General features: G+C 61.2%; 21 protein-coding genes and 3 pseudogenes. 7 read left to right on the top strand and 17 right to left on the bottom strand.

Annotated elements, in window-relative coordinates:
* Window positions 1–219 precede the first annotated feature (219 nt).
* Window positions 220–381 (bottom strand): annotated as a pseudogene (locus tag GL286_RS20155) (IS5/IS1182 family transposase); the annotation flags it as partial.
* Between GL286_RS20155 and GL286_RS22975 the strand changes: the two are divergent.
* A pseudogene (locus GL286_RS22975) lies at window positions 369–599 on the top strand (IS30 family transposase); the annotation flags it as partial. The pseudogenes GL286_RS20155 and GL286_RS22975 overlap by 13 nt on opposite strands.
* Before the next feature lie 24 nt (window positions 600–623).
* On the opposite strand, the gene GL286_RS20150 reads toward GL286_RS22975, so the two are convergent.
* The 13 genes from GL286_RS20150 to GL286_RS20090 form a co-directional block, all read right to left on the bottom strand.
* A complete protein-coding gene (locus tag GL286_RS20150) occupies window positions 624–1,961 on the bottom strand; it encodes a type II toxin-antitoxin system HipA family toxin (protein WP_155097369.1) in 1,338 nt (445 codons plus the stop codon).
* Window positions 1,961–2,212, bottom strand: coding sequence for a helix-turn-helix domain-containing protein (locus tag GL286_RS20145; protein WP_155097368.1), 252 nt, complete (start codon window positions 2,210–2,212; stop codon window positions 1,961–1,963). Before GL286_RS20145 ends, GL286_RS20150 begins: the two co-directional genes overlap by 1 nt.
* Window positions 2,213–2,476: 264 nt before the next feature.
* On the bottom strand, window positions 2,477–2,977 hold the full coding sequence (locus GL286_RS20140) for a thioesterase family protein (protein ID WP_155097367.1): 501 nt from the start codon (window positions 2,975–2,977) through the stop codon (window positions 2,477–2,479).
* Window positions 2,940–4,466 (bottom strand): acyl-CoA carboxylase subunit beta, encoded by a 1,527-nt coding sequence (locus GL286_RS20135; protein ID WP_170295322.1) that lies wholly within the window; start codon window positions 4,464–4,466, stop codon window positions 2,940–2,942. The genes GL286_RS20140 and GL286_RS20135 overlap by 38 nt, the downstream gene beginning before the upstream one ends.
* Window position 4,467: 1 nt before the next feature.
* Window positions 4,468–4,686, bottom strand: a complete 219-nt coding sequence (locus GL286_RS20130) for an acyl-CoA carboxylase biotin carboxyl carrier protein subunit (protein ID WP_155097365.1) — start codon at window positions 4,684–4,686, stop codon at window positions 4,468–4,470.
* A 62-nt stretch (window positions 4,687–4,748) separates the two neighbouring features.
* Window positions 4,749–6,035, bottom strand: a complete 1,287-nt coding sequence (locus GL286_RS20125) for a TRAP transporter large permease (protein WP_155097364.1) — start codon at window positions 6,033–6,035, stop codon at window positions 4,749–4,751.
* A 2-nt stretch (window positions 6,036–6,037) separates the two neighbouring features.
* Complete coding sequence (locus GL286_RS20120; protein WP_155097363.1) at window positions 6,038–6,535, bottom strand: TRAP transporter small permease; 498 nt, start codon at window positions 6,533–6,535, stop codon at window positions 6,038–6,040.
* A gap of 55 nt (window positions 6,536–6,590) precedes the next feature.
* Window positions 6,591–7,616: a TRAP transporter substrate-binding protein DctP gene (gene dctP / locus GL286_RS20115; protein WP_170295321.1), complete on the bottom strand. Its 1,026-nt coding sequence runs from the start codon at window positions 7,614–7,616 to the stop codon at window positions 6,591–6,593.
* Window positions 7,617–7,685: 69 nt separating this feature from the next.
* Window positions 7,686–8,603, bottom strand: coding sequence for an HpcH/HpaI aldolase/citrate lyase family protein (locus GL286_RS20110; protein WP_155097361.1), 918 nt, complete (start codon window positions 8,601–8,603; stop codon window positions 7,686–7,688).
* Window positions 8,603–9,895: a CaiB/BaiF CoA transferase family protein gene (locus GL286_RS20105; RefSeq protein WP_155097360.1), complete on the bottom strand. Its 1,293-nt coding sequence runs from the start codon at window positions 9,893–9,895 to the stop codon at window positions 8,603–8,605. The genes GL286_RS20110 and GL286_RS20105 overlap by 1 nt, the downstream gene beginning before the upstream one ends.
* Window positions 9,841–10,326: a MaoC family dehydratase gene (locus tag GL286_RS20100; RefSeq protein ID WP_155097359.1), complete on the bottom strand. Its 486-nt coding sequence runs from the start codon at window positions 10,324–10,326 to the stop codon at window positions 9,841–9,843. The genes GL286_RS20105 and GL286_RS20100 overlap by 55 nt, the downstream gene beginning before the upstream one ends.
* A gap of 1 nt (window position 10,327) precedes the next feature.
* Window positions 10,328–11,482 carry an acyl-CoA dehydrogenase family protein gene (locus tag GL286_RS20095; protein ID WP_155097358.1) on the bottom strand — a complete coding sequence of 385 codons (1,155 nt, stop codon included), beginning with the start codon at window positions 11,480–11,482 and terminating at the stop codon, window positions 10,328–10,330.
* Window positions 11,479–11,970 carry a MaoC family dehydratase gene (locus GL286_RS20090; protein ID WP_155097357.1) on the bottom strand — a complete coding sequence of 164 codons (492 nt, stop codon included), beginning with the start codon at window positions 11,968–11,970 and terminating at the stop codon, window positions 11,479–11,481. Before GL286_RS20090 ends, GL286_RS20095 begins: the two co-directional genes overlap by 4 nt.
* Window positions 11,971–12,218: 248 nt before the next feature.
* Between GL286_RS20090 and GL286_RS20085 the strand changes: the two genes are divergently transcribed.
* From GL286_RS20085 to GL286_RS20060, 6 genes are all read left to right on the top strand, one after another.
* A complete protein-coding gene (locus GL286_RS20085; protein ID WP_155097356.1) occupies window positions 12,219–12,917 on the top strand; it encodes a helix-turn-helix domain-containing protein in 699 nt (232 codons plus the stop codon).
* 63 nt (window positions 12,918–12,980) lie between these two features.
* Window positions 12,981–14,372: an acetyl-CoA carboxylase biotin carboxylase subunit gene (locus tag GL286_RS20080; RefSeq protein WP_155097355.1), complete on the top strand. Its 1,392-nt coding sequence runs from the start codon at window positions 12,981–12,983 to the stop codon at window positions 14,370–14,372.
* A 47-nt stretch (window positions 14,373–14,419) separates the two neighbouring features.
* Complete coding sequence (locus tag GL286_RS20075; protein ID WP_155097354.1) at window positions 14,420–14,785, top strand: RidA family protein; 366 nt, start codon at window positions 14,420–14,422, stop codon at window positions 14,783–14,785.
* 2 nt (window positions 14,786–14,787) lie between these two features.
* Window positions 14,788–16,245 (top strand): aldehyde dehydrogenase family protein, encoded by a 1,458-nt coding sequence (locus GL286_RS20070; protein ID WP_155097353.1) that lies wholly within the window; start codon window positions 14,788–14,790, stop codon window positions 16,243–16,245.
* Between the two features lie 81 nt (window positions 16,246–16,326).
* Window positions 16,327–17,082: an SDR family NAD(P)-dependent oxidoreductase gene (locus GL286_RS20065; protein WP_155097352.1), complete on the top strand. Its 756-nt coding sequence runs from the start codon at window positions 16,327–16,329 to the stop codon at window positions 17,080–17,082.
* 10 nt (window positions 17,083–17,092) lie between these two features.
* Complete coding sequence (locus GL286_RS20060) at window positions 17,093–18,574, top strand: aldehyde dehydrogenase family protein (RefSeq protein ID WP_155097351.1); 1,482 nt, start codon at window positions 17,093–17,095, stop codon at window positions 18,572–18,574.
* A gap of 29 nt (window positions 18,575–18,603) precedes the next feature.
* On the opposite strand, the pseudogene GL286_RS22970 reads toward GL286_RS20060, so the two are convergent.
* The 3 genes and pseudogenes from GL286_RS22970 to GL286_RS20045 form a co-directional block, all read right to left on the bottom strand.
* Window positions 18,604–19,130, bottom strand: a pseudogene (locus GL286_RS22970) (IS6 family transposase); the annotation flags it as partial.
* A gap of 365 nt (window positions 19,131–19,495) precedes the next feature.
* Window positions 19,496–19,801 (bottom strand): SDR family NAD(P)-dependent oxidoreductase, encoded by a 306-nt coding sequence (locus GL286_RS22365; RefSeq protein WP_211596450.1) that lies wholly within the window; start codon window positions 19,799–19,801, stop codon window positions 19,496–19,498.
* Window positions 19,798–20,820 (bottom strand): zinc-dependent alcohol dehydrogenase family protein, encoded by a 1,023-nt coding sequence (locus tag GL286_RS20045; RefSeq protein WP_155097350.1) that lies wholly within the window; start codon window positions 20,818–20,820, stop codon window positions 19,798–19,800. Before GL286_RS20045 ends, GL286_RS22365 begins: the two co-directional genes overlap by 4 nt.
* Between the last annotated feature and the right edge of the window lie 2 nt (window positions 20,821–20,822).

Here is a 20,822-nt window from a genome sequence, read left to right as displayed (position 1 = left end):
ACGGCTCTCCCGAACCGGTGGCGTTCGCCGTTCAACTTCTTGGCCAACCCGGCCGTCGTCAGTTCCCCGCGGATGGCCTCAAGAGCCACCTTCGCCCTGAACTCTGCAGAATAGCGTCTGCGTTTCGGCATTTCGGGTCATTCTTCCTCAGGCGCTAAAGCTTAGCCCCCGATCCGAATTCGTGCGACCACCTCTTTCCCCTTGCCCCGGACCGATTTTTCCCACGTCTTCCGTGACGAGGATATCAAGCGCGGTGAAGCCGTTCAGGACGGCCACGCGAACGTGCAACTCGGCGACCTGACGGTCGAAATCGCGCGCGGACAGGCGATGGCTCAGCAGCTTGACGCAGTGCATCTTCGTTTCGGCGCGGCATCGGCGGTGACTCGCAGGCGCCTTGGCAGAAAGGCACGGTCGAAAGCACCAATGGCCGGGTCCGACATTGGCTGCCGCGCGATGTCGATCGCACATTGCTGGACAGCCGCCAGATCACCGCCATTTGTCTCCTGCTCAATACCATGCCAAGAAAATGCCTTGGCTATCGCACCCCAGCGGACGATTCCGGCGAGAAGCTGGTGACCGAGGTGGAACCCCTGCCCTAATTTCATCTGCGTCAGGGTCGCGGCTCAGCCTGAAAGCACACCTTGCACGGCGTCAGATAGCTTAAGGCAGCCTAGCCGCTCCATGACAGCTTTGCCGACGGTCTCGACAATGGCTTGCGGGAACGTTTTTGGTAGGGCTTTGGCGGCAGTATCGAGAGCCGCGGGGGCTCTTGCCGCGATCTCCTCGATGATGGCGGTGGCGCGCTTTTTTGAAAAGCCGGCGCGCATGGCCGTCTGCATAAAATGCCGTCCGTGAATCTGATCGAAGCGATAGTGGCGGCTGTCTCCGACCGACATCGCCATCTTCATCTGTTTGCGTTCGATCTGGCGGGCGTCCAGTGCCACTTGCGCTGTCAAGATGTCATAGAGCGGGGTCATCCGGTAGCTACCGCTGGGGCTCAGGAATACGCTGAAGTTCTTGGCATGGGCATCCGTCGCGCCCATCAGCCAGAAGATGAGCTGGGCCTTGAGAAAGATGTCCTGATCTTCGATCGGTGTATCGCTGCCCTTGAGCAAACCCAGAACATCTATCATGCCGGGACCGCCCTCGTTCTGGTATTTTAGCGTCGGCGGGACAGAGAGTGCCTGACAGCAATCTTCCTGTGGCAGGCGCAGCAATCGCCCGTCTTTCGTCCAGCGGCGATCAAAGCGCTCGATGACCAGAGCCTTGGTCTCGCCGAAGGTTTCGATGATGGCAGTGTTCACGGGCAGACCAAATGCTGCGGTGAGTTTCAGGCAATAGTACTCGTTCTCGACGCTGTCCGAGAGATCAATGCCATCAGGCAGTTTTCCGATTTGGGTCTTGATCAGATGCGTGGTCGGCGTCGTGCCATGGGGCTTGATCCACTGACCGTCGTGCCAAAGCAGGGCGGTCTTTTCTTGCGCGCCTGCCACTGAAATCCGGAAGCCGTCATCGCTGGCTAGGCCAAGCGGTGCCTGGCTCAATCCGTTCAGGATTTTCTCGATGGCGGCAGCATCGACCGCTTCACCTTCTATCTTGCTGGTAGCGTCAGGGACTTCGTCGTCTCCTGCGATGAACTGCAGAGCACCCACGCAGTCGCGGCCGATCTTGGTCAGCATGCTATAGGCATCAGTTCCGCGAGCGCCGACCTTTTCGGCGACGAGGCGGCGCAGCCTGTCCGAGTCAGGCAGCAGGTTCTCGAAGACGGCAGAGACGGGTTCGCCGCGATAGGGCGTTTCCCGCAGCGGCAGTGACAAAGAGACTGGTAGAGCATGTTCCCAGCCCAACCAGTCCGCTTCGTATGAAAACCCGATGGCACCGCTTGCCGCGCGGCTCAAGGTGCCGACGCGTCGATTGTTCAGATAGACCCGCAACGGCGCATAGGCTGGCCGCCGCCCCATCAGAACAGGTCCTCGATGTCGCTGCCATGTCCCTTGGAGCGCTCTTCGATCCTGAATTCCAGATCGAGAGCCGCAAGGACAGCGAGGATGGATTCAAGCTTTGCGGGTCTTTCCCCGCTTTCTATTATCGAGATCGTCGCTTGGCGCAGGCCTGCCCGTTCGGCGAGCTTCATCTGTGTCCAGTCGCGCTTCTTGCGTGCTCGCTGGATGATAGTCCCGATCTGTCTTGGCGTGCGTGCTAAATCACTCATGTGATTCATATACGCCAAGGCGCATAAATTGTAAATATTCGCTACACCGTATCAGAACACTTTATGCGGCTTGGCGTATAAATTTGAAATATCCGCTAAGGCGTATAGCAGCTCTTGCGCTCACCAACGAAGCTGGGCAGGCGTTGAAGGTGTGTCGCAAACCTTTCGCGTACTGTGAAATATCGCACGGCCACGATCTGGCTGGTCCAAATCAATGCGCGAAACTTGGCATTTACTCCTCCGCGACCTGATCAACCCCGCTCCTCATCGCACGCCGCCGATAGACAACAACGCCTCCAGCGCAAGGCGACCGCTTTCGGTGAACGGCGTAGCCTTTTGGGCGGCGCGGTCTACGTTGACAATCACGGCACGCGCAGTCGCGGCACATCGGGCTCCATCAAACAGCGCCTGTCCGAAGGTCAGCGACGAACGCCCCAGTTCCAGCACACGACAGGCTGATTCCACCTTTCCGGGATAGTGCAGTTGCCCGATGAAATTCACGTCGAACTTCACAAGCATGAAGGTCATCTTTTCGCTCCGCTTCAGCGGCGTCTGCGTGTCGATAAACTGGTTGCGCGCGTTTTCCATCAGCTGGATGAAGGCAACGTTATTCACATGGCCATTTATGTCGAGGTCCGCGATCCGCAAGCTTTCCTCGGTGAAGAAGCCAAAGACGGCGCGGTCGCGCAGGTCGGGGGCGGACGGGTGCATCCTATTCATCGCTGCCTCACCAGGTTGTCGGCCAGCAGGCAAGCCGGCGCGCACCGATGCCGCCGGTCAGCTTGCGCTGGTGAAGACGGCGCATCCGGATCAGCCAGTCCCGCGTCTCGCGCGGGTCGATCACCGTCTGCGCCATAAAGGCATCGGCCAGCGCATAGGCCGAGGTATCGCGGGCAATCTGTGCTTCAAGCCGTTCGTATTCTTCGGGCGTGTCGCCCGGGCGAAGGCGGTGCAGCACATTCATCGCAGGCTGGCGCCCCATCAGGCTGATTTCGGCCGTGAACCAGGCCGCCATCTCGTCGCAATAGCCCGCGCCCATATTCAGATGTGCCTGCCCATAGGACTTCCGCATGATGACGGACAGCTTGGGCACGGTCGCCGCTCCTAAGGCCTGAAGGTAGTTCATGATCCTTCCCGGCATCTTCTGCCGTTCACCCGCTGCGCCGACCATGAAGCCGGGCGTATCGCCAAAGGTGATGATCGGGATGTTGAAGCTGTCACACAGCACGATCAGGCTGATGATCTTGTTGCAGGCATCGGCGTCCAGTGCACCGCCCTTGAACTGCGGGTTAATGGCAATGACGCCCACGACCTCACCAGCAAGTCTCGCAAGGCCGGTGAAAGCCACCGGTGCAAAGCGTTCCTTCAATGGAAAGATCGTATCCTTGTCGAAAATCACGTTGAGGATACGGCGCACATCATAGGCGCGCTTCGGGCTTTCGGGCAGCAGGGTCAGCAGCTCTTCTGGATCTCCTCCGGCCTCGCGTCGTTCGGCCCTGGGCGGCAATTCGCCCGCATGGGACGGCATGTAGGACAGGAAGCGACGGATTGCTTCCAGCGCCTCTTCCTCGGTATCGACCGCACGGTCGACGACGCCGGTGACGGTGGTCTGTACCTCCCAACCGCCGAATTCGGCCGGGTCTGCGCTTTCAGCCAGCGCGACCGAGGTGACATGCTCGCTCGACACCGCCAGAACAGCACCCTTCCGCATCACCACGAAATCCGACATCGAGGCGTAGAAAGAACCGTCGCCATAGGTCAGCCCCAGCACGGCCGCTGCCCAAGGGCTTGACCGATCGCGCCATAGCTCGGAATGCTCACCGGCGCGGTGCAGACCCTGCGCACCCATGATGTCCGGGATACGTGATCCCGCGCATTCGTTCAGCAGCACCAAGGGAACTCCGTTCTTATTGGCATTATCCTTGGCGTGGTGAAATTTTTTGTCACCGATGGCCGAGGTAGAAGCACCCAGCGTCGTGAAATCCGCCGCATGAATGACCACATCCCGCCCGTCGATGGTCGCGTAGCCGCTGACATAGCCGTCGGCGGCGGAGCGGTTGCGGTCTTCGGACCGGCTCGAGACCGCCAAGAGTCCCCATTCCGTAAAGCTGTCATCGTCGGTCAGGGCTGCAACCCGTTCGCGTGCGTTCATCATGCCTTGCTCGCGCCGCTTGTCGTGCCGTGCGACAGGCCCCATGGCGCGCGCCTGTTCCCGACGGACCTTCAGTTCGGCGATCTGATCTTCAAAGCTCATGTTATTCAATCCAAGCAAGTATCTGGGCGGTCTCGACGACATCATCCTTGGCGACCAGAATCTCGCTGATCCGTCCGGCAACCGGAGCAAGGGCGGGAATTTCCATCTTCATCGATTCAAGCAGCAGCACTGCCTGCCCTTCCTCGACAGCGTCGCCGGGGGCCAGACAAAGCTCCCAGATCAGGCCGGAAAGTTCAGAGATAACGGGGGTTCTGTTCATGGGGAGAAACCTTTTGAAATTGGTTCTGCGCCGAGGGCGGACCGCCCTTTGCGCAGATCAGATCATTCGCCGTAGACGAGATTGGGCAGCCAAAGTGAAAGCTCGGGGATATAGGTGACCAGCATCAGCAAGCCGAACAGCAGACATTCCAGCGGGAAAACCCCCTTCGTGACCACGCTGAGCGGCGTCTTCGACACGTTGCTCAGCACAAAAAGGTTCAGCCCCACCGGTGCGGTCAACAGCGCTAGCTCCATGTTGATCGTCATCACCACCGCGAAGTGAACCGGGTCGATTCCAAGCGGCCCCAGAAGCGGCACAAGGATCGGCAGGGTGATCAGCATGATGCTTACGGTCTCAAGGAACATTCCCATGACAATCAACAGCACATTGATGATCAGCAGGAACTGCCAAGGCTTCAGGCCGATCTCGGTGATGAACTCGACAATCGCCGCGGGGACGCCGGATGAGGTCAGCCACTGCGCAAAGGCCAAAGCTGTCGCGATGATGATCGTGATCACAGCTGCTGATTTAACCGCATCCGCCACCTGGCCCAGCGTGTCACTGATGGGAAAGCCCTTGTAGACGAAGGCTCCGATCAGCAGCGCCGCCATGGCGGTCAGGACAGAGGCTTCTGTCACAGTAGTAAAGCCGCCATAAATGCCGATGCCAACGATCGCCGGAAGCGACAATGCAGGCAGGGCACGTAACAGGATTCGCCGGCGTTCACCGCGCGCGCGCTGGATCGACGCCTCGCGCGGCAGCTTGTGCCGGTAGGCGTAAAACATTGAATAGCCGATGAACAACGCCGCCTGAATTGCCCCCGGGATCACTCCGGCAAGGAACAGACGCGGCACGGATTCCTCGGCGATCAGCGCATAAAGGATCATTGCAAGGCTGGGTGGAATCAGAATGCCCAACGTGCCCGCAGCCGCCAGCACGCCCAACGAGAACGGCATCGGATAGCCACGGCTTTTCATTGCTGGAACAAGGATCGCCCCCATCGCCATCGCGGTAGCGACGGACGAGCCACAGATTGCCGCGAACAGCGTGCAGGCTAGGATCGAGACAATCGCCATCCCGCCCCGGACCCGTCCGACAGCCAGTGCCACCAGATCGATCATCGCCTTGGCCACGCCGCCTTTTTCCATGAAGGCTGCCGCCATCACGAAAAACGGCACCGCCAGCAGCGTCTCGGAGTTCAGCCCGTCCAGCATCTTCTGGAACACGCCGACCAAAGGATCACCGTTCAGCCCGTACATGACGACGGCTGTCGAGCCGAGCACTAGGTAAAGCGGCATTCCGATCGCCAGAAGCCCAAAGAAGACAAGACCTATCGCCTGGATAGTCATGGCTACATCACCTCGTTCGAAACAAGTTTCATGGTGGTGGGATTGAAGGCGAACAGATACTGGCCAAGGCGGATGCAATAGCGATAGAGCATCAGCGCACCGCTGATCGGCGCGCAGCTGTAGTAGATCCACAGCGGGAAAGCGATGCCGGTTGGGCTGCGGTCATCCCAGATCCAGGCATCCCAGGTCAGCAGCCAGCCGTACCACAGCATCAAGGCCGAAAAGCCGACACCAAAGCCACAATTGATCAGCTCGCAGCGGCGTTGTGCCGGCACCGATAGCCGCGAGATCACGAAATCCGCGCGTATATGGCCGTCCTGAGCCACCAGTTCGCTGACCGCGAGGAACATGGCCCATGTGATCGCATAAACCGCGACTTCGGCGAACCAGGGAATCGACCAGGCGTGAAACAGCCAGGACGACACGATCTGGTAAAAGTAGAGCAACAGCGACAGAAGACCGATCACACCTGTCAGCTGGCGCAAGATTTTGGAGAGCATAGGAGAACCTCCGACGAGAAAGGAAGCGGCCCCCGCAGGGACCACCCTCTGCAGATCAGCTGGAAGGATTCAGCGCCTTCATCGAAAGCGCGACAAGTTCGGGATCGATCTTCAGGTCGGTCGTCAGCTTGTCCTGCGTCTTCATCAGACCCTCGCTGATCGTCACATATCCTGCCGGATCGGGGCGAACGACAGTCACGCCTTTTTCTTCCAGCAGGCCATGCGCCGCCGCCTGTGCCGCCATGGTCGAGGCGCGGAAAGCGACGATGTTGTCTTCCCAAGTCGAAAAGATCAGCGCCTGCATTTCCTCGGGCAATTTGGCCAGCGCGGCATTGCCGATCATTGGCAAATACTGGTGGAAGAACTGGGGCTCGACCACGGTATGCGTCACGCCCGCTTCCCACAGCTTCGACGAGGCGACCCCTGCCGAAACCGAATACATCGCGTCGAAGTTGCCCTGGCTCAACGCCAAAGGCACATCTGCCCACGGAATTAGCACAGGGTCGCCGCCGAAATAACGGATGCGGGCTTCGGTGCCGGCGCCGCCAAAGCTGCGGACGCGCTTGCCCTTCAGATCCTGACTGCCCTGCACCGGATAGGTGGCGTGAAGATCGCTGTAGCCATGGTCCAGCCAGCGGCCAACCATCTTGACACCCAGGTTGGTTTCCAGCTTCGCACCCAGCTTGGCCCCCACTTCACCATCACTGATCAGGTGCATCTTGTCCTGCGGAACCCCGAAGAACATCGGCATCAGAAAGATATCGTTGTTCGGATCGACGCCGCCCAGAACCCAATTGCCCGGCATGCCGATGTCGATGGCACCCTGACGCAAGGCGCGAGGCAGGTCGGAATCCTTGAACAGCTGTGCCGAGTGATAAAGCTCGATCGTCAGTTCGCCGCCGCTTGCCTTGTTAACGATCTCGACCCAGCGCTCGGTCACAACGGTCCGGTGGTGCCCCGGGCCGGTATCGATCGACATCTTGAGCGTGGTCGCAGCGCGCGCAACGTCCGGTCGCGCGATCATGGCAACGGAAAGCGCAGCCGCGCCGGTGCCCAGCAATTTACGTCGTGTCAGGTTCATCATCTATCCTCTATGTTGGTAGACAAGGGTGGCGATCTTTGCCGCCTTCCCCCTTTTTCTTTCAGCGGGTTACATGCCGATCAGATCGGCCTGTTTCAGGATTGCCCCGAACATGCGGATCGAGGCCAAATCGACGACCGTCCCCTCGAAGTTGATGGCGCCCAGCCCTTGTTTGGACGCCTCGTCATAGGCGGCGGCGAGTTTGCGGGCCCGGGAAACAACATCGGCATCCGGAGTGAAGACATCGATGGCCAGCGGGATCTGGGCGGGATGCAGCGCCCATTTGCCGACGCATCCTAGCGTCAGCGACCGAGAACATTCCTCGGTATAGCCCTCGGGATCGCGGAAATCGGCATAGGGGCCGTCAACCGGATCGATGCCCGCCGCTCGGCAGGCCATGACCATGCGGAAGCGTGAATAATGCCAGACATCGCCCGGATAGGGGCCGACCTTGCCATCGGGCTTGATCAAAACGCCCATCGATGCCGAGAAATCGCCCATGCCGAAGATCAGCGCCTCGAGCCGGTCACAGGATTTGGCGATCTCTTCCACATTCTGCAGCCCCTCGACCTCTTCGATCAGGGCTTCAAGCCCGATGCGTTTGGTCAGGCCCAGCGTCTCTTCCAGCTGACGCAACAACGTGTCGGCAAACAGCACGTCCGAGACCGATTTGACCTTGGTCAGCATCAAGGTATCGACATTTTCACGCGCACCGCTGACGACGGTGATGATGTCCTCGTATGTATACTTGGTCGATAGATCGTTGATGCGGACGCAGCGGGTCTTCTTGCCCCAATCAAGCGTGTTGAGCGCCTCTACGACGTTTTTGCGGGCCTCAACCTTCTGGCTGGGGGCGACGGCATCTTCCAGATCCAGAAAGACATGGTCGGCATCAGATGCAGCCGCCTTGCGGATCATCTTTTCCGAGGATCCGGGAACAGCCAACTGAACCCGGCGCAAACGTTGAGGGCGAAGGGAGGTATTCATCAGGCTCTCTCTTTCGTCTTGCGCACAACGGGCCCAAAGGCACCCGACTGCCGCATTGTTTCGATCCGGTCGGGGGAGAACCCCGCCTCGGTCAGAATTTCATTGGTATGCTGGCCCAGAACCGGTGCGGCCCTGCGCACAGCACCTGGCGTTTCGGTCAGCTTCACCGGTATACCGGCCAGCAAAACCTGTTTGTCGGTGCCCGGTTGGTCGACCGGCACGATCATCTGCCGCGCGATGAAATGAGGATCCTGCACGATCTCGGACACGTCATAGACCGGCCCGAAAGGCACCTTGCCCCCCAGAAGTGTCATCAACTCGGCCTTGGTCTTCAGCCGCGTCACGGCCGAAATCACATCGATCAGAGCAACGCGGTTTTCGTATCGGGTCTGCCAGGTGGAGAAACGGACATCCTGCGGCACATCTGTCAGTTCCAGAAGATCGCAGAGCAGGCCGAACATCCGGTCGTCATAGGCGGTAATGGTGCAAAGCCCGTCGAGTGTCGGGAAAGTGCCAAAGGGCGCCAGAAACGGATGCTGGTTGCCCTGCGGTTTAGGCACGACTCCGGCGAAGGAATGCTGATGGATTACCCGCTCGCAGATCGCGAGGATCGAATCTACCATCGAGATATCGACGAACTGCCCCTGTCCGGTCCGCCGCGCATGAAGCACAGCCGCCAGAACGCCAAAAGCCGCGAACATCGCCGGGATGATATCGCCCACGCCGGGACCGATCTTGGTCGCTTCCCCTCCTTCGGGGCCGGTGATCGCCATGATGCCACCGAAAGCCTGTGCCACCACATCATAGGCAGGCCAGTCGCCATAGGGGCTTTCGCCGCCGCGCTTGTCGCCGAAACCGCGTACGGCGGCATAGACCAGACGCGGGTTCCGCGCGGTCAGCGTTTCGTAGGAAAGGCCGTGCCGTTCCATGACGCCCGCGCGGTAGTTCTCGACGACCACATCGGCCCCGTCGATCAGGCGCAGCAAGGCCTCGCGTCCAGCCTCGGACTTCATGTCCAGCGTGATCGACCGCTTGTTCCGGTTGACCGATCCAAAGTAACCCGCAAAGGCCTGCAAATCGTCGTCGGGCAGGAAGGGCCCGAAGGTTCGGGTCACGTCCCCACCCGGCGGCTCGACCTTGATGACATCGGCCCCCTGATCGGCCAGCATCTGCGTGCAGTAGGGACCAGCCAGAAAATGTGTCAGGTCGATCACGCGCAGATCGGAAAGCGCCCCGATCACCGGCGTTTGCCCCAGTGGCTGTGCCGCTTGATCAGCACGCGGCGCTGGCATTCGCAAACGACGACATCCTTCTGGTTCACACCCCAGTGGTGGAAGGTGACGATTCCCGCGTCTTCGCGGTCACTGCCCTCGACGGCCAGAACCTGCGTGAAGGCATAGACCGTATCGCCATGGAACACCGGCGACCTGAACCGCAGTCCGGTCATTGAAAGCTCGGACAGGCCGTTCTCGGAGGTGTCCTGACTGGCAAGCCCGATCATCAGCGAAGCGGTGACCCCACCGTAGACCACCCGCTGGCCGAAGGGTGCCGATGCCATCGTGGCTTCGTCGAAATGCGCGGCTGCGGTATTCATCGTCAGGTTGGTGAACAGGACATTCTCCAGCGGCTCTACCGTCTTGCCACGCGCGTGCTTCATCACGTCGCCGACGGTGAAGTTCTCGAAATAGGTCTCATTGCCGGTAAGGGCTTCGGTATCGAGCATCTCAGCCCCTCCCCAAAATGCTGTCAGAGATCACGCGCAGCTGGATTTCCGAGGTGCCCTCGAACACTTTGGTCAACCGCGCGTCGCGCCAGTGGCGTTCAACGTCATGAAGTTTGGTGTAGCCCGCGCCGCCATGGATCTGCAGCGCATCGGACGCCACGCGTTCGGCCATTTCGCTGGCGAAATACTTTGCCATCGCCGCCTCGCGGTCGCAGCGCAGGCCCGTATCGATCTTGTCGGCCACATCATAGACCAGCGTGCGCGCGGCCTCGATCTCGGTCGCCATGCGGGCGATCTTGAAACGGGTTTCCTGAAACGCCGAAATCGGCTTTCCGAACTGCGCCCGCTCGTGGGAATATGTGACGGCGTCTTCCAGCGCACCACGCGCGACGCCCACGGCCCGCGCCCCGGTTTGCGCGCGGGCGCATTCCAACCCCTGCGTAGCGTAGTAGAAACCCTTGCCTTCTTCACCGATCATGTTTTCGGCGGGCACCCGCAGGTTGTCGAAGGCTAATTCATAGGTCTTCATCCCGAAATAACCGATCTTGGGGATTGCCGCCCCCTGCAGTCCCGCGGGGAATGCACCGCGTGGCTTTTCCACCATGAACATCGACAGACCACGGTGCCGCTTTCCCTCGGGTGCGGGCGATGTGCGCGCGACCACGATCAGGAAGTCGGCCTCCTTGGCGAAGGTGCACCAGTATTTGTTGCCGGTGATCAGATAACTGTCGCCATCCTTGACCGCGCGGGTGGTCAGCCCCGCCACATCGGAACCGGCGTTCGGCTCCGACATCGCGAAAGCGCCAACCATCTCGCCTATCGCCATTCGGGGCAAATAGCGGCGGCGCTGCTCCTCGCTCATGAACTGGCTACCGATCAGCAGGTTGCCCCGCACGATGATCGAGCCGACCGACATCCAGGCCCGTGCCAGTTCTTCCGAGACCAGGCAGTATTCATAGCAGCCCAGCCCCAGCCCGCCATATTCCTGCGGAATCAAAATCCCGAAGAAGCCCATCTCGGCCAGCTTGTCGCGCATGGCCATCGGGATATCGGCTTGAGCGGCATCCAGCGTCGGGGCGTGCGGCATGATCTCGCGCCGGGCAAACTCGCGCGCGGCATCCTGAATGGCCTGACGGTCCTCGGTCATACCGGTCATGCTGCCACCTCGGCCCGCAGCACCTGATTGGTACGCATGAAGCTGATGACCCGCTCGCCCCGCTGATTGAACCCCTCGGTATGCCAGGTGACGATCCCGGTTCCGGGATTGGAATTCGAGGCACGCAGCGCCTTCACCGTGCTGCGGGCAGTGATCGTGTCTTCGGGATATACCGAAGCGCCGTACTCTAGATCGTCAATGCCCAGAAAAGCACCACCCGGCTCGGAAAGATCCTCGACCGAAAGCCCCTGCACCAGAGTGAAGACGAAGCATGGGTTAACCGGGCATTCCTGATGGCCCAAGGCTTCGGCATAGCACTTGTTGAAATAGGTGGGATTGAAGTTCAGCGTCAGCGTCGAGAACAAGATGGACTCGCTTGCCCGGACGGTGCGCCCCCAATGGTGTTCGAAGATCCTGCCGATCTGGAAGTCTTCGAATCTATTTCCTTTTTTCATCCGCCGCGCGGATTTCAGATTCTCTGGGAGCATCTTACGCCATCCGATCTTTTCGTGTTCGTGCGGATCAAACCATGCTTCGGTCGAGGCGAAGGGTTCGATATGGTTAAAATCCATGCTCGGATATTCGAAACAGTAAAATTTTCTGTCAACCTCAAAATTTAAACACAGTCAAAACTTGACTTAAATTTTTTAGTGTTGCTAATATTTCTAGCAAGCGATGCAATCGGCCCCATACGAGCCGGAACAACCCCGCACCTCACGCTTGCCGCAGAGGACCCATGAGCAACGACGATATTCAAAAAACCAAGCGCAAGCGCGGCACTGGCCGCGCAGCCAATGCTGTTGAGACCCAGCCCGGAACATCAGAACCCACAGCGGATGAGTTGCACGCGCAGGAAGACGCGCGTGTCGGTGCGGTTGTCCGTAGCGAAAGGCTGCGGCGCTCCTGGTCTCTGGGGCAGCTGGCCGAACAAGCGCAGATCTCGATCGGGATGCTCAGCCAGATCGAGCGCGGCCTTGCAACGCCGTCGCTGCGCACCCTGCGATTGCTGGCCGGGGCGCTGGACGTGCCGATCACCGAGTTCTTCGCTGGCGATTCCGTGCCCGAATCGCAGAACCCCTTCATCGTCCGTGCCAATCAACGCCACTGCCTCGACCTCAAGGCAACGGGTATCAACAAGATGTTCCTGATGCCGCCCGGCGCCAGCCTGCTGGAGATGTGGGAGTTCCGGTTCGAGCCGGGCGGTACCTCGGGTGGCGCACTTTACAACCATCAGGGCGAGAAAGCCGGCGTCGTCATCAAGGGGAAGATCAAGCTTCTGATCGGTGACGACATCCATGAACTGAACGAAGGGGACAGTTTCCGCTTTTCCAGCATGCTGCGGCACCGGGTCGACAATGATTCCGACGAGGAATCGCGCGTCATCTGGGTCGTGACACCACCGGCCTCTGCCGGCAGGGCGCCGTCGCGCCAATAACCTCCATCGTGTCGGCAAAAAGCGGGCGCAAGATCCGCTGCCACATCTGAACAGGGAAATCCTATGTCTGCGCCTTTTCGCAAGGTGCTGATCGCCAATCGCGGCGAAATAGCACGTCGTATCCAACGCTCATGCCGTATCCTCGGGATCGGCACCGTGGCTGTCCATTCAGACGCCGATGCAACCCTTGCCCATGTGACCGAGGCCGACGAGGCGGTGCGCCTCGGCCCGCCGCCCGCGCGGGAAAGCTATCTGCGCACCGATCTGGTGCTCGAGGCCGCCACGACCTGCGGTGCCGATGCGATTCATCCCGGTTACGGCTTTCTCTCCGAGAACGCGGACTTCGCCGAAGCCGTCGAGGCCGCCGGTCTGGTCTGGATAGGCCCCACGCCCGAGTCGATCCGCGCCATGGGAGACAAGCAAAGCGCGCGTGATTTGGCCCGTGCCGCCGGCGTACCGGTGGTGCCCGGCAGCCTGCGGTTTACCGACGATCTTACGGGTCTTGTCTCCGCTGCCGAGGAGGTGGGCTACCCGCTTCTGGTCAAGGCGGCGGCCGGGGGCGGAGGGATCGGCATGCGCCGTGTCGACACCGCGGACAAGCTGGTTCAAGTCGCCGAAACCACGCGCTCGATGGCTGAAAAGGCATTTGGCAACGGCACGATCTACCTTGAGCGGTATGTCCCATTGGCCCGCCATATCGAGGTGCAGGTATTCGGCTACGGCGACGGCACCGCGATCCACCTTCACGAACGGGACTGCTCGCTTCAGCGCCGATTCCAGAAGGTGATCGAGGAAAGTCCCGCCCCCAACCTGCCGGACGCGACCCGCTCCGCTATGGCAGAAGCTGCGCTGCGTCTGTGCCGCACGACGCGCTATCGGGGCGCGGGAACGGTAGAATTCATCCTGGACGTCGCAACAGGCGAGTTCTTCTTCCTCGAGATGAATACCCGCATTCAGGTGGAGCATCCCGTCACCGAAGCAGTTACAGGAACAGATCTCGTCCGCATGCAAATCGAACTTGCAGCAGGCGCGCCTGACCGGCTGGACCAGACGCAGGTCGCGAGCACGGGCCATGCTATCGAATGCCGGATCTACGCCGAGGATCCGGCGCGGATGTTTCTACCCTCGCCCGGGGTGATCGACCGTTTCGACCTGCCTCCTGCCGCCGATTGGTTACGCATCGACGCGGCTTACGGCTCGGGGGATACGATCACCCCCCATTACGACCCGATGATCGCCAAGGCCATCGTCCACGGGCCGGACCGGCAGGCCGCACTTGCGCGGGCACGGCAGGCACTTCGCGCGATCAGGATCGACGGCGTGAAGACGAACATCGAACTGATGATCGCCTGCCTGTCCCATGACGGGATGATCTCGGGCCAGATCAGCACCGGATTTCTTGAACAGAACCGCCCTACCCTTCTGGCCTCGCTTCAGACCGAAGCCACGACTTAACCTTCCTCACCCCTTCCCATCCTCCTCCCAAACTGATCGGAACCAGAATGACCAATCCTTCCGCTGTGGAACGTCTCGGTGTCGGCCCCCGCATGTCGCAAGTGAACATTGCCCGTGGCGAAACTATCTATCTGGCCGGTCAGGTGGCCAAGACCGCAGCCGGCGCCCCTGTCCGTGAGCAGATGGCCGAAATTCTCGCTAATATAGACACCCATCTCGCCGCCGCCGGCAGCACCAAGGAAAACATCCTGCAGGCAACCATCCTGCTGACCGACATGGCGGGCTTTGACGAGATGAACACCATCTGGGATGCTTGGGTTGCACCGGGACAGGCACCGGGCCGGGCCTGCTTTCAGGCACCCCTGAACCGCCCCGGCCTTGATGTCGAAGTGATCGTCGTCGCGGCGCGCTGATCATGCCTTATGACGAATGCTCCGGGCTGACTGCATCGCTCCACTGCGACGCCTTCTACATCGACGGTAGGTGGTGCCCTGCGCCTGGCGGCGCGCAAGGTGCCGTGGTTGACCCGGCAACCGAAACCAGAATTGCAACCGTGGCTCTTGGCACGGCCAAGGATGTCGATAAGGCGGTATCTGCCGCCGGACGGGCCTTTCCGGCATGGGCGGCGCTACACCGGACAGAGCGGATCGCCCTACTGGAACGGATCTGCGCCGCCTACGAGCGGCGGATGCCCGAAATGGCCGCTTTGATCACGGCAGAGATGGGCGCACCGAGCCGGATTGCACTGCGGGCGCAGGCGGCATCCGGTCTGGCCCACTTGCAAGAGGCCGTCCGCGTTCTGGAGGGCTTCGATCCAGATGAGCAGATGGGCACGACCCTTGTCACACGCGAGCCCATCGGGGTGTGCGCGCTGATCACCCCGTGGAACTGGCCCATGAACCAGATCGCCTGCAAGGTTGCGCCTGCACTTGCAGCTGGTTGTACCATGGTGCTGAAGCCATCGGAGCTCAGCCCCCTCTCGGCACTGCTGTTTGCCGAAATTCTGGACGAAGCGGGACTTCCTCCGGGTGTATTCAACCTTGTCAATGGCACGGGCGACGGCGTGGGCGCGGCGCTCTCTGCCCATCCGGCGGTGGATCTTGTGTCCTTTACGGGATCGAACAGGGCAGGCACGGCCATCGCGCAGGCTGCGGCCACTACGGTTAAGCGTCTGCATCTGGAACTGGGCGGCAAATCCCCGAACATACTGCTCGATGATGTCGATCTGGCGAAAGCCGTCCCTGCGGCGGTGCGGGCCTGCTTCGCGAACAGCGGTCAAAGCTGCGACGCCCCCACGCGGCTGCTTGTGCCGCAGGACCGTCTCGCCGAGGCCGAAGCGCTTGCCACAAATGCCGCCAACGCGCTGAGGGTCGGCGATCCCCAAGATGCTGAAACCTTCATGGGTCCGGTCGCCAATGCCGCGCAGTTCGACCGGGTTCAGGCGATGATCGCTTCGGGCATCGCCGAAGGCGCGCGGATTGTGGCAGGCGGTCCGGGACGACCTGAAGGGCTTGGCAAGGGCTATTACGTCCGCCCCACGGTGTTTTCCGGCCTGACATCCGACATGCGGATTCTGTGCGAGGAAGTCTTCGGTCCAGTGCTGTGCCTTCAGGGATATACCAGCGAAGCCGATGCGCTGCGTCTGGCGAATGACACGCCATATGGCCTTTCGTCCTATGTCAGTTCGGCAGACCCTGATCGCGCACGCCGCTTTGCCCGCGGCCTGCGCGCCGGGATGGTGCATATCAACGGTGCCCCCTCGGATTTCGCAGCCCCCTTCGGCGGCTACAAGGCCTCGGGCAACGGCTCGGAATGGGGCCGATACGGGTTCGAGGGCTACCTCGAAGTCAAATCCATCTTTGGTCACGGCTGACGGCCGGAACCGCTCTCTTCGTTTTAACTTTCGGAACCACCGCTGCTGGCGGGTGATCCCTGCTGTCTGAGAGGAATGAGAATGCTTTACAAAGATCGTGTTGTCGTCATCACCGGCGCTGGTCAAGGCATCGGGCGTGCCTATGCGCATGCCTTTGCACAGCAAGGAGCCGCTGTCGTCATTGCCGACCTGAACCCCGCGACCGGTGCCGCAGTGGCCAACGAGATCACTGCTGCAAATGGCCGTGCAATCTCGACTGTGACGGATGTCGCGGACGAGGCCAGCACGCAGGACATGGCGGCAACCGCATTGCAGGCCTTTGGCCGGATCGACGTACTCATCAACAATGCCGCATTGTTCTCGACCCTGACCCTGACGCCGTTCGACGAGATCGCAGTCGAAGACTGGGATCGCATGTTCGCCATCAACACCAGAGGCGTCTTTCTGGCCGCTCGCGCCGTCACCCCCTCGATGAAGGCGCAGCGGTACGGCAAGATCATCAACATGTCCTCGGTGGTCGTGGATACCGGACGGGCGGGCTACGCCCATTACGTCGCCTCGAAAGCCGCAGTCGTGGGCCTCACCCGCGTGCTGGCCACCGAGCTTGGCCCATGGGACATCAACGTGAACGCGATCAGTCCACATGGCATCGCGACCGAGATCCCCCGCAAGACAATCACCGAGGATCAATGGGCAGGTGTCATCGCCTCGCAAGCGATCCGCAAGAAAGGCAGCGTGGAAGATATGGTCGGCATCGCCTTGTTCCTCGCCTCGGATGAAAGCCGGTTCATCAGCGGTCAGACCATCGGTCTGAACGCTGGCGCACATTACAATTGAGGACGGGCAGATGGGTCTAACCTTTGATCCCGCAGCGGTAGCACTGCCGCAGGGCCACTTCATCGACGGCGCCTTCATAGCCACCGCTGGCAGCACCGAAATCCAACTGTTCCGCCCTTCGGATGGCATCGCTTTTGCGGCCTGCCCGATTGCCGGTCCCGAGACCGTGGACCGCGCGATGCAAAGCGCTGCCCGCGCCCGGATCTCCAGCGGCTGGAGCAAAGTCCGTCCAAGAGAGCGGGTCAAGGTCCTGCATGCTTGGGCCGATTTGATCGATGCGCACGCGGAACCCCTTGCACGGATCGAGGCGCTGTCCTCGACCCGACCCATCACGCAAGTTCGCGAGGTCGACATTCCGATGGCGACCGAGCAAATCCGCTTCTTTGCCGAAATGGCCGACAAGGAAGGGGGCGCACTTGTCCCCACGGCCGAGGATCAGATGGGCATGATCCTGACCGAGCCATATGGTGTCGTCGCGGCCATCGCGCCGTGGAATTTTCCGCTTATCATGGCGGCGTGGAAGCTTGGTCCGGCGCTCGCGGCAGGCAACGCCGTGGTCATCAAGCCCTCCGAGATGACGCCGCATTCCACGCTGTTCATCGCCGATCTTGCCGTGCGGGCCGGTCTGCCCCCCGGCGTGCTGAACGTCGTGCTGGGTGATGGCGCGACAACCGGCGTCGCCATGGCGGGGCATCCGCTCGCCGCGAAGATCAGCTTTACCGGATCGACCCGCGCAGGTCGTGCCATCATGGGGAATGTGGCACAAAATGGCATCAAACCGATGACTCTGGAACTGGGCGGCAAGTCGCCACAGGTCGTCTTTGCCGATGCCGACATTGAATTGGCCGCAAACTGCATCGCGCGCAACATCATGGGCAATGCCGGACAGGTCTGCGTCGCGGGAAGCCGGCTCATCGTCGCCCGCTCCGTTGCCGAAGATCTAGTCGGACAACTGCAAACCCGCATGTCCGGAGCGCTGGCCCACCCGACCTGGGACGAAACCTCGACCTATTCACCTATCATTTCGACGCTCCAGATCGGGCGGATCGATGACATTGTCACGCGCACAAGGACCGTAGGCGGCGAATGCCTCATCGGGGGTGGCAAGATGGACTGCGCCGGCAGTTACTACCAGCCCACGCTTATCGCCGGAGTGGACCCCGCCTCCCCCGCGGTGCGAGAGGAAATTTTCGGCCCGGTCCTGACGATCCAGACCTTTGACAACGGGGAAGACGAGGCGCTGTCGCTGGCCGCGCATCCCGAATACGGCCTCGCGGCCGGGGTGTTCACCCGCGATCTGGGACGCGCCCTGCGCATGACACAGGCACTGCCAGCCGGGACGCTTTGGGTCAATCGTTACGGGAGGTCTTGGGATCACATTCTGCCCACAGGCGGCTTTGGCAACTCTGGCCTTGGCAAGGATCTGGGCCGCGCTGCCTATCGCGCGAACCGACGGGAAAAATCCGTTCTCATCGATATCGGTGCGTCCTGACCGGCCCTTCCCGCGCCTAGAATCTGATTCTACCTCGAACGGGTGGTGATAGCGCTACGGCTGGCGGGGACGGAGAAGCGATTGCGGATGGCGGATTTCACCCGACACGAAGCGCTGCAATCCGCCAGGAGAGCGGAAGCCCTACATTGTTCGTTCCCGTTTCCGGAATGGCAGGTGGCTGTTTTCGGCCCGGTTGTTGAGACACTTGTGAGAGCGATGGTCCAAACCTCGCGCCGGGCCGCGCCGTATGACGCTAATTTATCCGTCACGCGATGCACCTTGGCACAAAATCCTGCCGCTTCATCAACTTGGCGAGCAGGCGTCTGGCCGCCCGCGTATCCCGCTTGCGCTGCGGGATTTTCTCCAGCAGGACGCCATGCTGATCGACCGCCCACCACAGACAGAATCTCCGGCCGACGGTCTTCACCAGCACCTCGTCCAAGTGCCCCACATCGCCGAGCGACGCTTGTCGGCGACGACGGCCATGAGCGATCCGCGCGGCGAATTTGGCGGTCCATCGCCGGATGCTTTCGTAGGACGCAGCGAAGCCGCGCTCACTTCAGAAATTCGCAGCTTTCCGAGTTGTCGATTACAACCGCCCAGCGATGCGAGGCGCGTTCTCTTCAATCCACTTGGCAGCCTGATCGCATTGATCCGCGCGCCGCGCTTGGCCCAGTTGATCGCCTCGCCGCGAACACGCAGCGAATTGCAACGCTTCGACATCTGATAGGCGTGCAGCGTATCGCAGACACTCTTGACGAAATCAAGCGCCAGCAGGTCATCGGTGGGGGCTGTCGCCAGCACCGCATCTTGTTCGGCGCTGAGCGCGGGCATTCGATAGCCCGATTGCGACGAGATCACCACGCCCGAGCCACCCTCGGCCATGACCTTGCCGAACTCCTCAAGGACTACGGCGGAGCCCTAGAGATCGACCTTCAGGATCGCCTCGATCGGGGCCTGCGAGGGCGATACCCCCGCAGCCTGTACCAGCGCCTTGATCGGGCCGGTCCCCTGCGCCTTTTCGACCACCGCCTGAACCGCCGCGCGGTCCGAGATATCGGCCTGCATCGCCGTTACTTCGAACCCGGCCCGGGCGAGGGTACCCGCGGCCTCATCCGCGGATGCCTGCGTATGATTGGCAACAAGGATATGCCGCCCGCTGCTGATGCGACGGGCAATGGCCTGGCCGATGCCCCCGGCGCCGATGACCACGGTAAGGTCAGTCATTCCGCGACCTGTAGCATGGTCTTGATGGCGCGGCGCTCATCCATGGCCTTGTATCCCTCGGCTACCTGTTCGATCGGCAGCACCAGATCAAAGACCTTGCCGGGCTGGATCTTGCCTTGCAGCACGCGGTCCATCAGGTCGGGCAGGAAGCGCCGCACCGGAGCGGGGCCGCCCAGCATGCGCTTTTGCGCAAAGAACATATCGCGGCCTTCGAAGGTGACGCCATGCGGCACGCCGACATAGCCGATGGTGCCGCCGGGGCGGCAGACGCCGATGGCCTGTTGCATGGATTGCTCCATTCCGACGCATTCAAGGACGGATTCCGCGCCGACCCCATTGGTCAGCTCCATGATCTCGCCGATGCCGTCCTCGCCACGGGCGGCGACAATATCGGTCGCGCCGAATTCAAGGGCGAGCTTCTGGCGGTCCTTGTGGCTGCTCATGGCGATGATCCGGCCCGCTCCCATCTGGCTGGCTGCGAGAATACCCATCAAGCCCACCGCGCCGTCACCGACGACGACGACCGTACCGCCCTTGAGTACCTGCGCGGCATCCGCGCCATACCAGCCCGTGCCCAGCACATCCGAGACCGCCAGCATATGCGGGATCATGTCGGCATCGGGCATCTCGTTCGTGGCAACCAGCGTGCCATCTGCCAACGCGACGCGGGCATAAGGGGCCTGCGCGCCGGACATGAATTCGCGGCTCCGGCACGAGGACTGGAAGCCGAACTGGCAATGCGGACAGGTATTGTCCGACAGGCAGAAGCTGCCCACGACGAACTGGCCCGGCTTGATGGTGCGGACTTCCGAACCGACCTCGACTACGACGCCGCAATATTCATGGCCCATATGCGAGGGGCCGTTTTGTGGCTGCAACCCGCGATAGGGCCACAGATCCGAGCCGCAGATGCAGGTCGCGGACAGCTTGATGATGGCGTCGGTGGGTTTCAGGATCTTGGGGTCCTCGACGCGCTCGTAGCGGACATCGCCGGGGCCGTGCATGACGGTTGCGTACATGG

The organism is Paracoccus aestuariivivens, assembly GCF_009711225.1.
Classification (GTDB): Bacteria; Pseudomonadota; Alphaproteobacteria; order Rhodobacterales; family Rhodobacteraceae; genus Paracoccus; species Paracoccus aestuariivivens.
This window is presented reverse-complemented; position numbering and strand designations above follow the sequence as displayed.

What these genes read in the sequence shown, in the direction of transcription:
- dctP (WP_170295321.1), bottom strand. Translation starts at nt 7,616, where the DNA reads ATGAACCTGACACGACGTAAATTGCTGGGCACCGGCGCGGCTGCGCTT.
- GL286_RS20090 (WP_155097357.1), bottom strand. Translation starts at nt 11,970, where the DNA reads ATGCTCCCAGAGAATCTGAAATCCGCGCGGCGGATGAAAAAAGGAAAT.
- GL286_RS20080 (WP_155097355.1), top strand. Translation starts at nt 12,981, where the DNA reads ATGTCTGCGCCTTTTCGCAAGGTGCTGATCGCCAATCGCGGCGAAATA.
- GL286_RS20045 (WP_155097350.1), bottom strand. Translation starts at nt 20,820, where the DNA reads ATGTACGCAACCGTCATGCACGGCCCCGGCGATGTCCGCTACGAGCGC.
- GL286_RS20125 (WP_155097364.1), bottom strand. Translation starts at nt 6,035, where the DNA reads ATGACTATCCAGGCGATAGGTCTTGTCTTCTTTGGGCTTCTGGCGATC.
- GL286_RS20070 (WP_155097353.1), top strand. Translation starts at nt 14,788, where the DNA reads ATGCCTTATGACGAATGCTCCGGGCTGACTGCATCGCTCCACTGCGAC.
- GL286_RS20145 (WP_155097368.1), bottom strand. Translation starts at nt 2,212, where the DNA reads ATGAGTGATTTAGCACGCACGCCAAGACAGATCGGGACTATCATCCAG.
- GL286_RS22365 (WP_211596450.1), bottom strand. Translation starts at nt 19,801, where the DNA reads ATGACTGACCTTACCGTGGTCATCGGCGCCGGGGGCATCGGCCAGGCC.
- GL286_RS20120 (WP_155097363.1), bottom strand. Translation starts at nt 6,535, where the DNA reads ATGCTCTCCAAAATCTTGCGCCAGCTGACAGGTGTGATCGGTCTTCTG.
- GL286_RS20150 (WP_155097369.1), bottom strand. Translation starts at nt 1,961, where the DNA reads ATGGGGCGGCGGCCAGCCTATGCGCCGTTGCGGGTCTATCTGAACAAT.
- GL286_RS20095 (WP_155097358.1), bottom strand. Translation starts at nt 11,482, where the DNA reads ATGACCGGTATGACCGAGGACCGTCAGGCCATTCAGGATGCCGCGCGC.
- GL286_RS20130 (WP_155097365.1), bottom strand. Translation starts at nt 4,686, where the DNA reads ATGAACAGAACCCCCGTTATCTCTGAACTTTCCGGCCTGATCTGGGAG.
- GL286_RS20060 (WP_155097351.1), top strand. Translation starts at nt 17,093, where the DNA reads ATGGGTCTAACCTTTGATCCCGCAGCGGTAGCACTGCCGCAGGGCCAC.
- GL286_RS20085 (WP_155097356.1), top strand. Translation starts at nt 12,219, where the DNA reads ATGAGCAACGACGATATTCAAAAAACCAAGCGCAAGCGCGGCACTGGC.
- GL286_RS20135 (WP_170295322.1), bottom strand. Translation starts at nt 4,466, where the DNA reads ATGAGCTTTGAAGATCAGATCGCCGAACTGAAGGTCCGTCGGGAACAG.
- GL286_RS20075 (WP_155097354.1), top strand. Translation starts at nt 14,420, where the DNA reads ATGACCAATCCTTCCGCTGTGGAACGTCTCGGTGTCGGCCCCCGCATG.
- GL286_RS20110 (WP_155097361.1), bottom strand. Translation starts at nt 8,603, where the DNA reads ATGAATACCTCCCTTCGCCCTCAACGTTTGCGCCGGGTTCAGTTGGCT.
- GL286_RS20065 (WP_155097352.1), top strand. Translation starts at nt 16,327, where the DNA reads ATGCTTTACAAAGATCGTGTTGTCGTCATCACCGGCGCTGGTCAAGGC.
- GL286_RS20105 (WP_155097360.1), bottom strand. Translation starts at nt 9,895, where the DNA reads ATGCCAGCGCCGCGTGCTGATCAAGCGGCACAGCCACTGGGGCAAACG.
- GL286_RS20100 (WP_155097359.1), bottom strand. Translation starts at nt 10,326, where the DNA reads ATGCTCGATACCGAAGCCCTTACCGGCAATGAGACCTATTTCGAGAAC.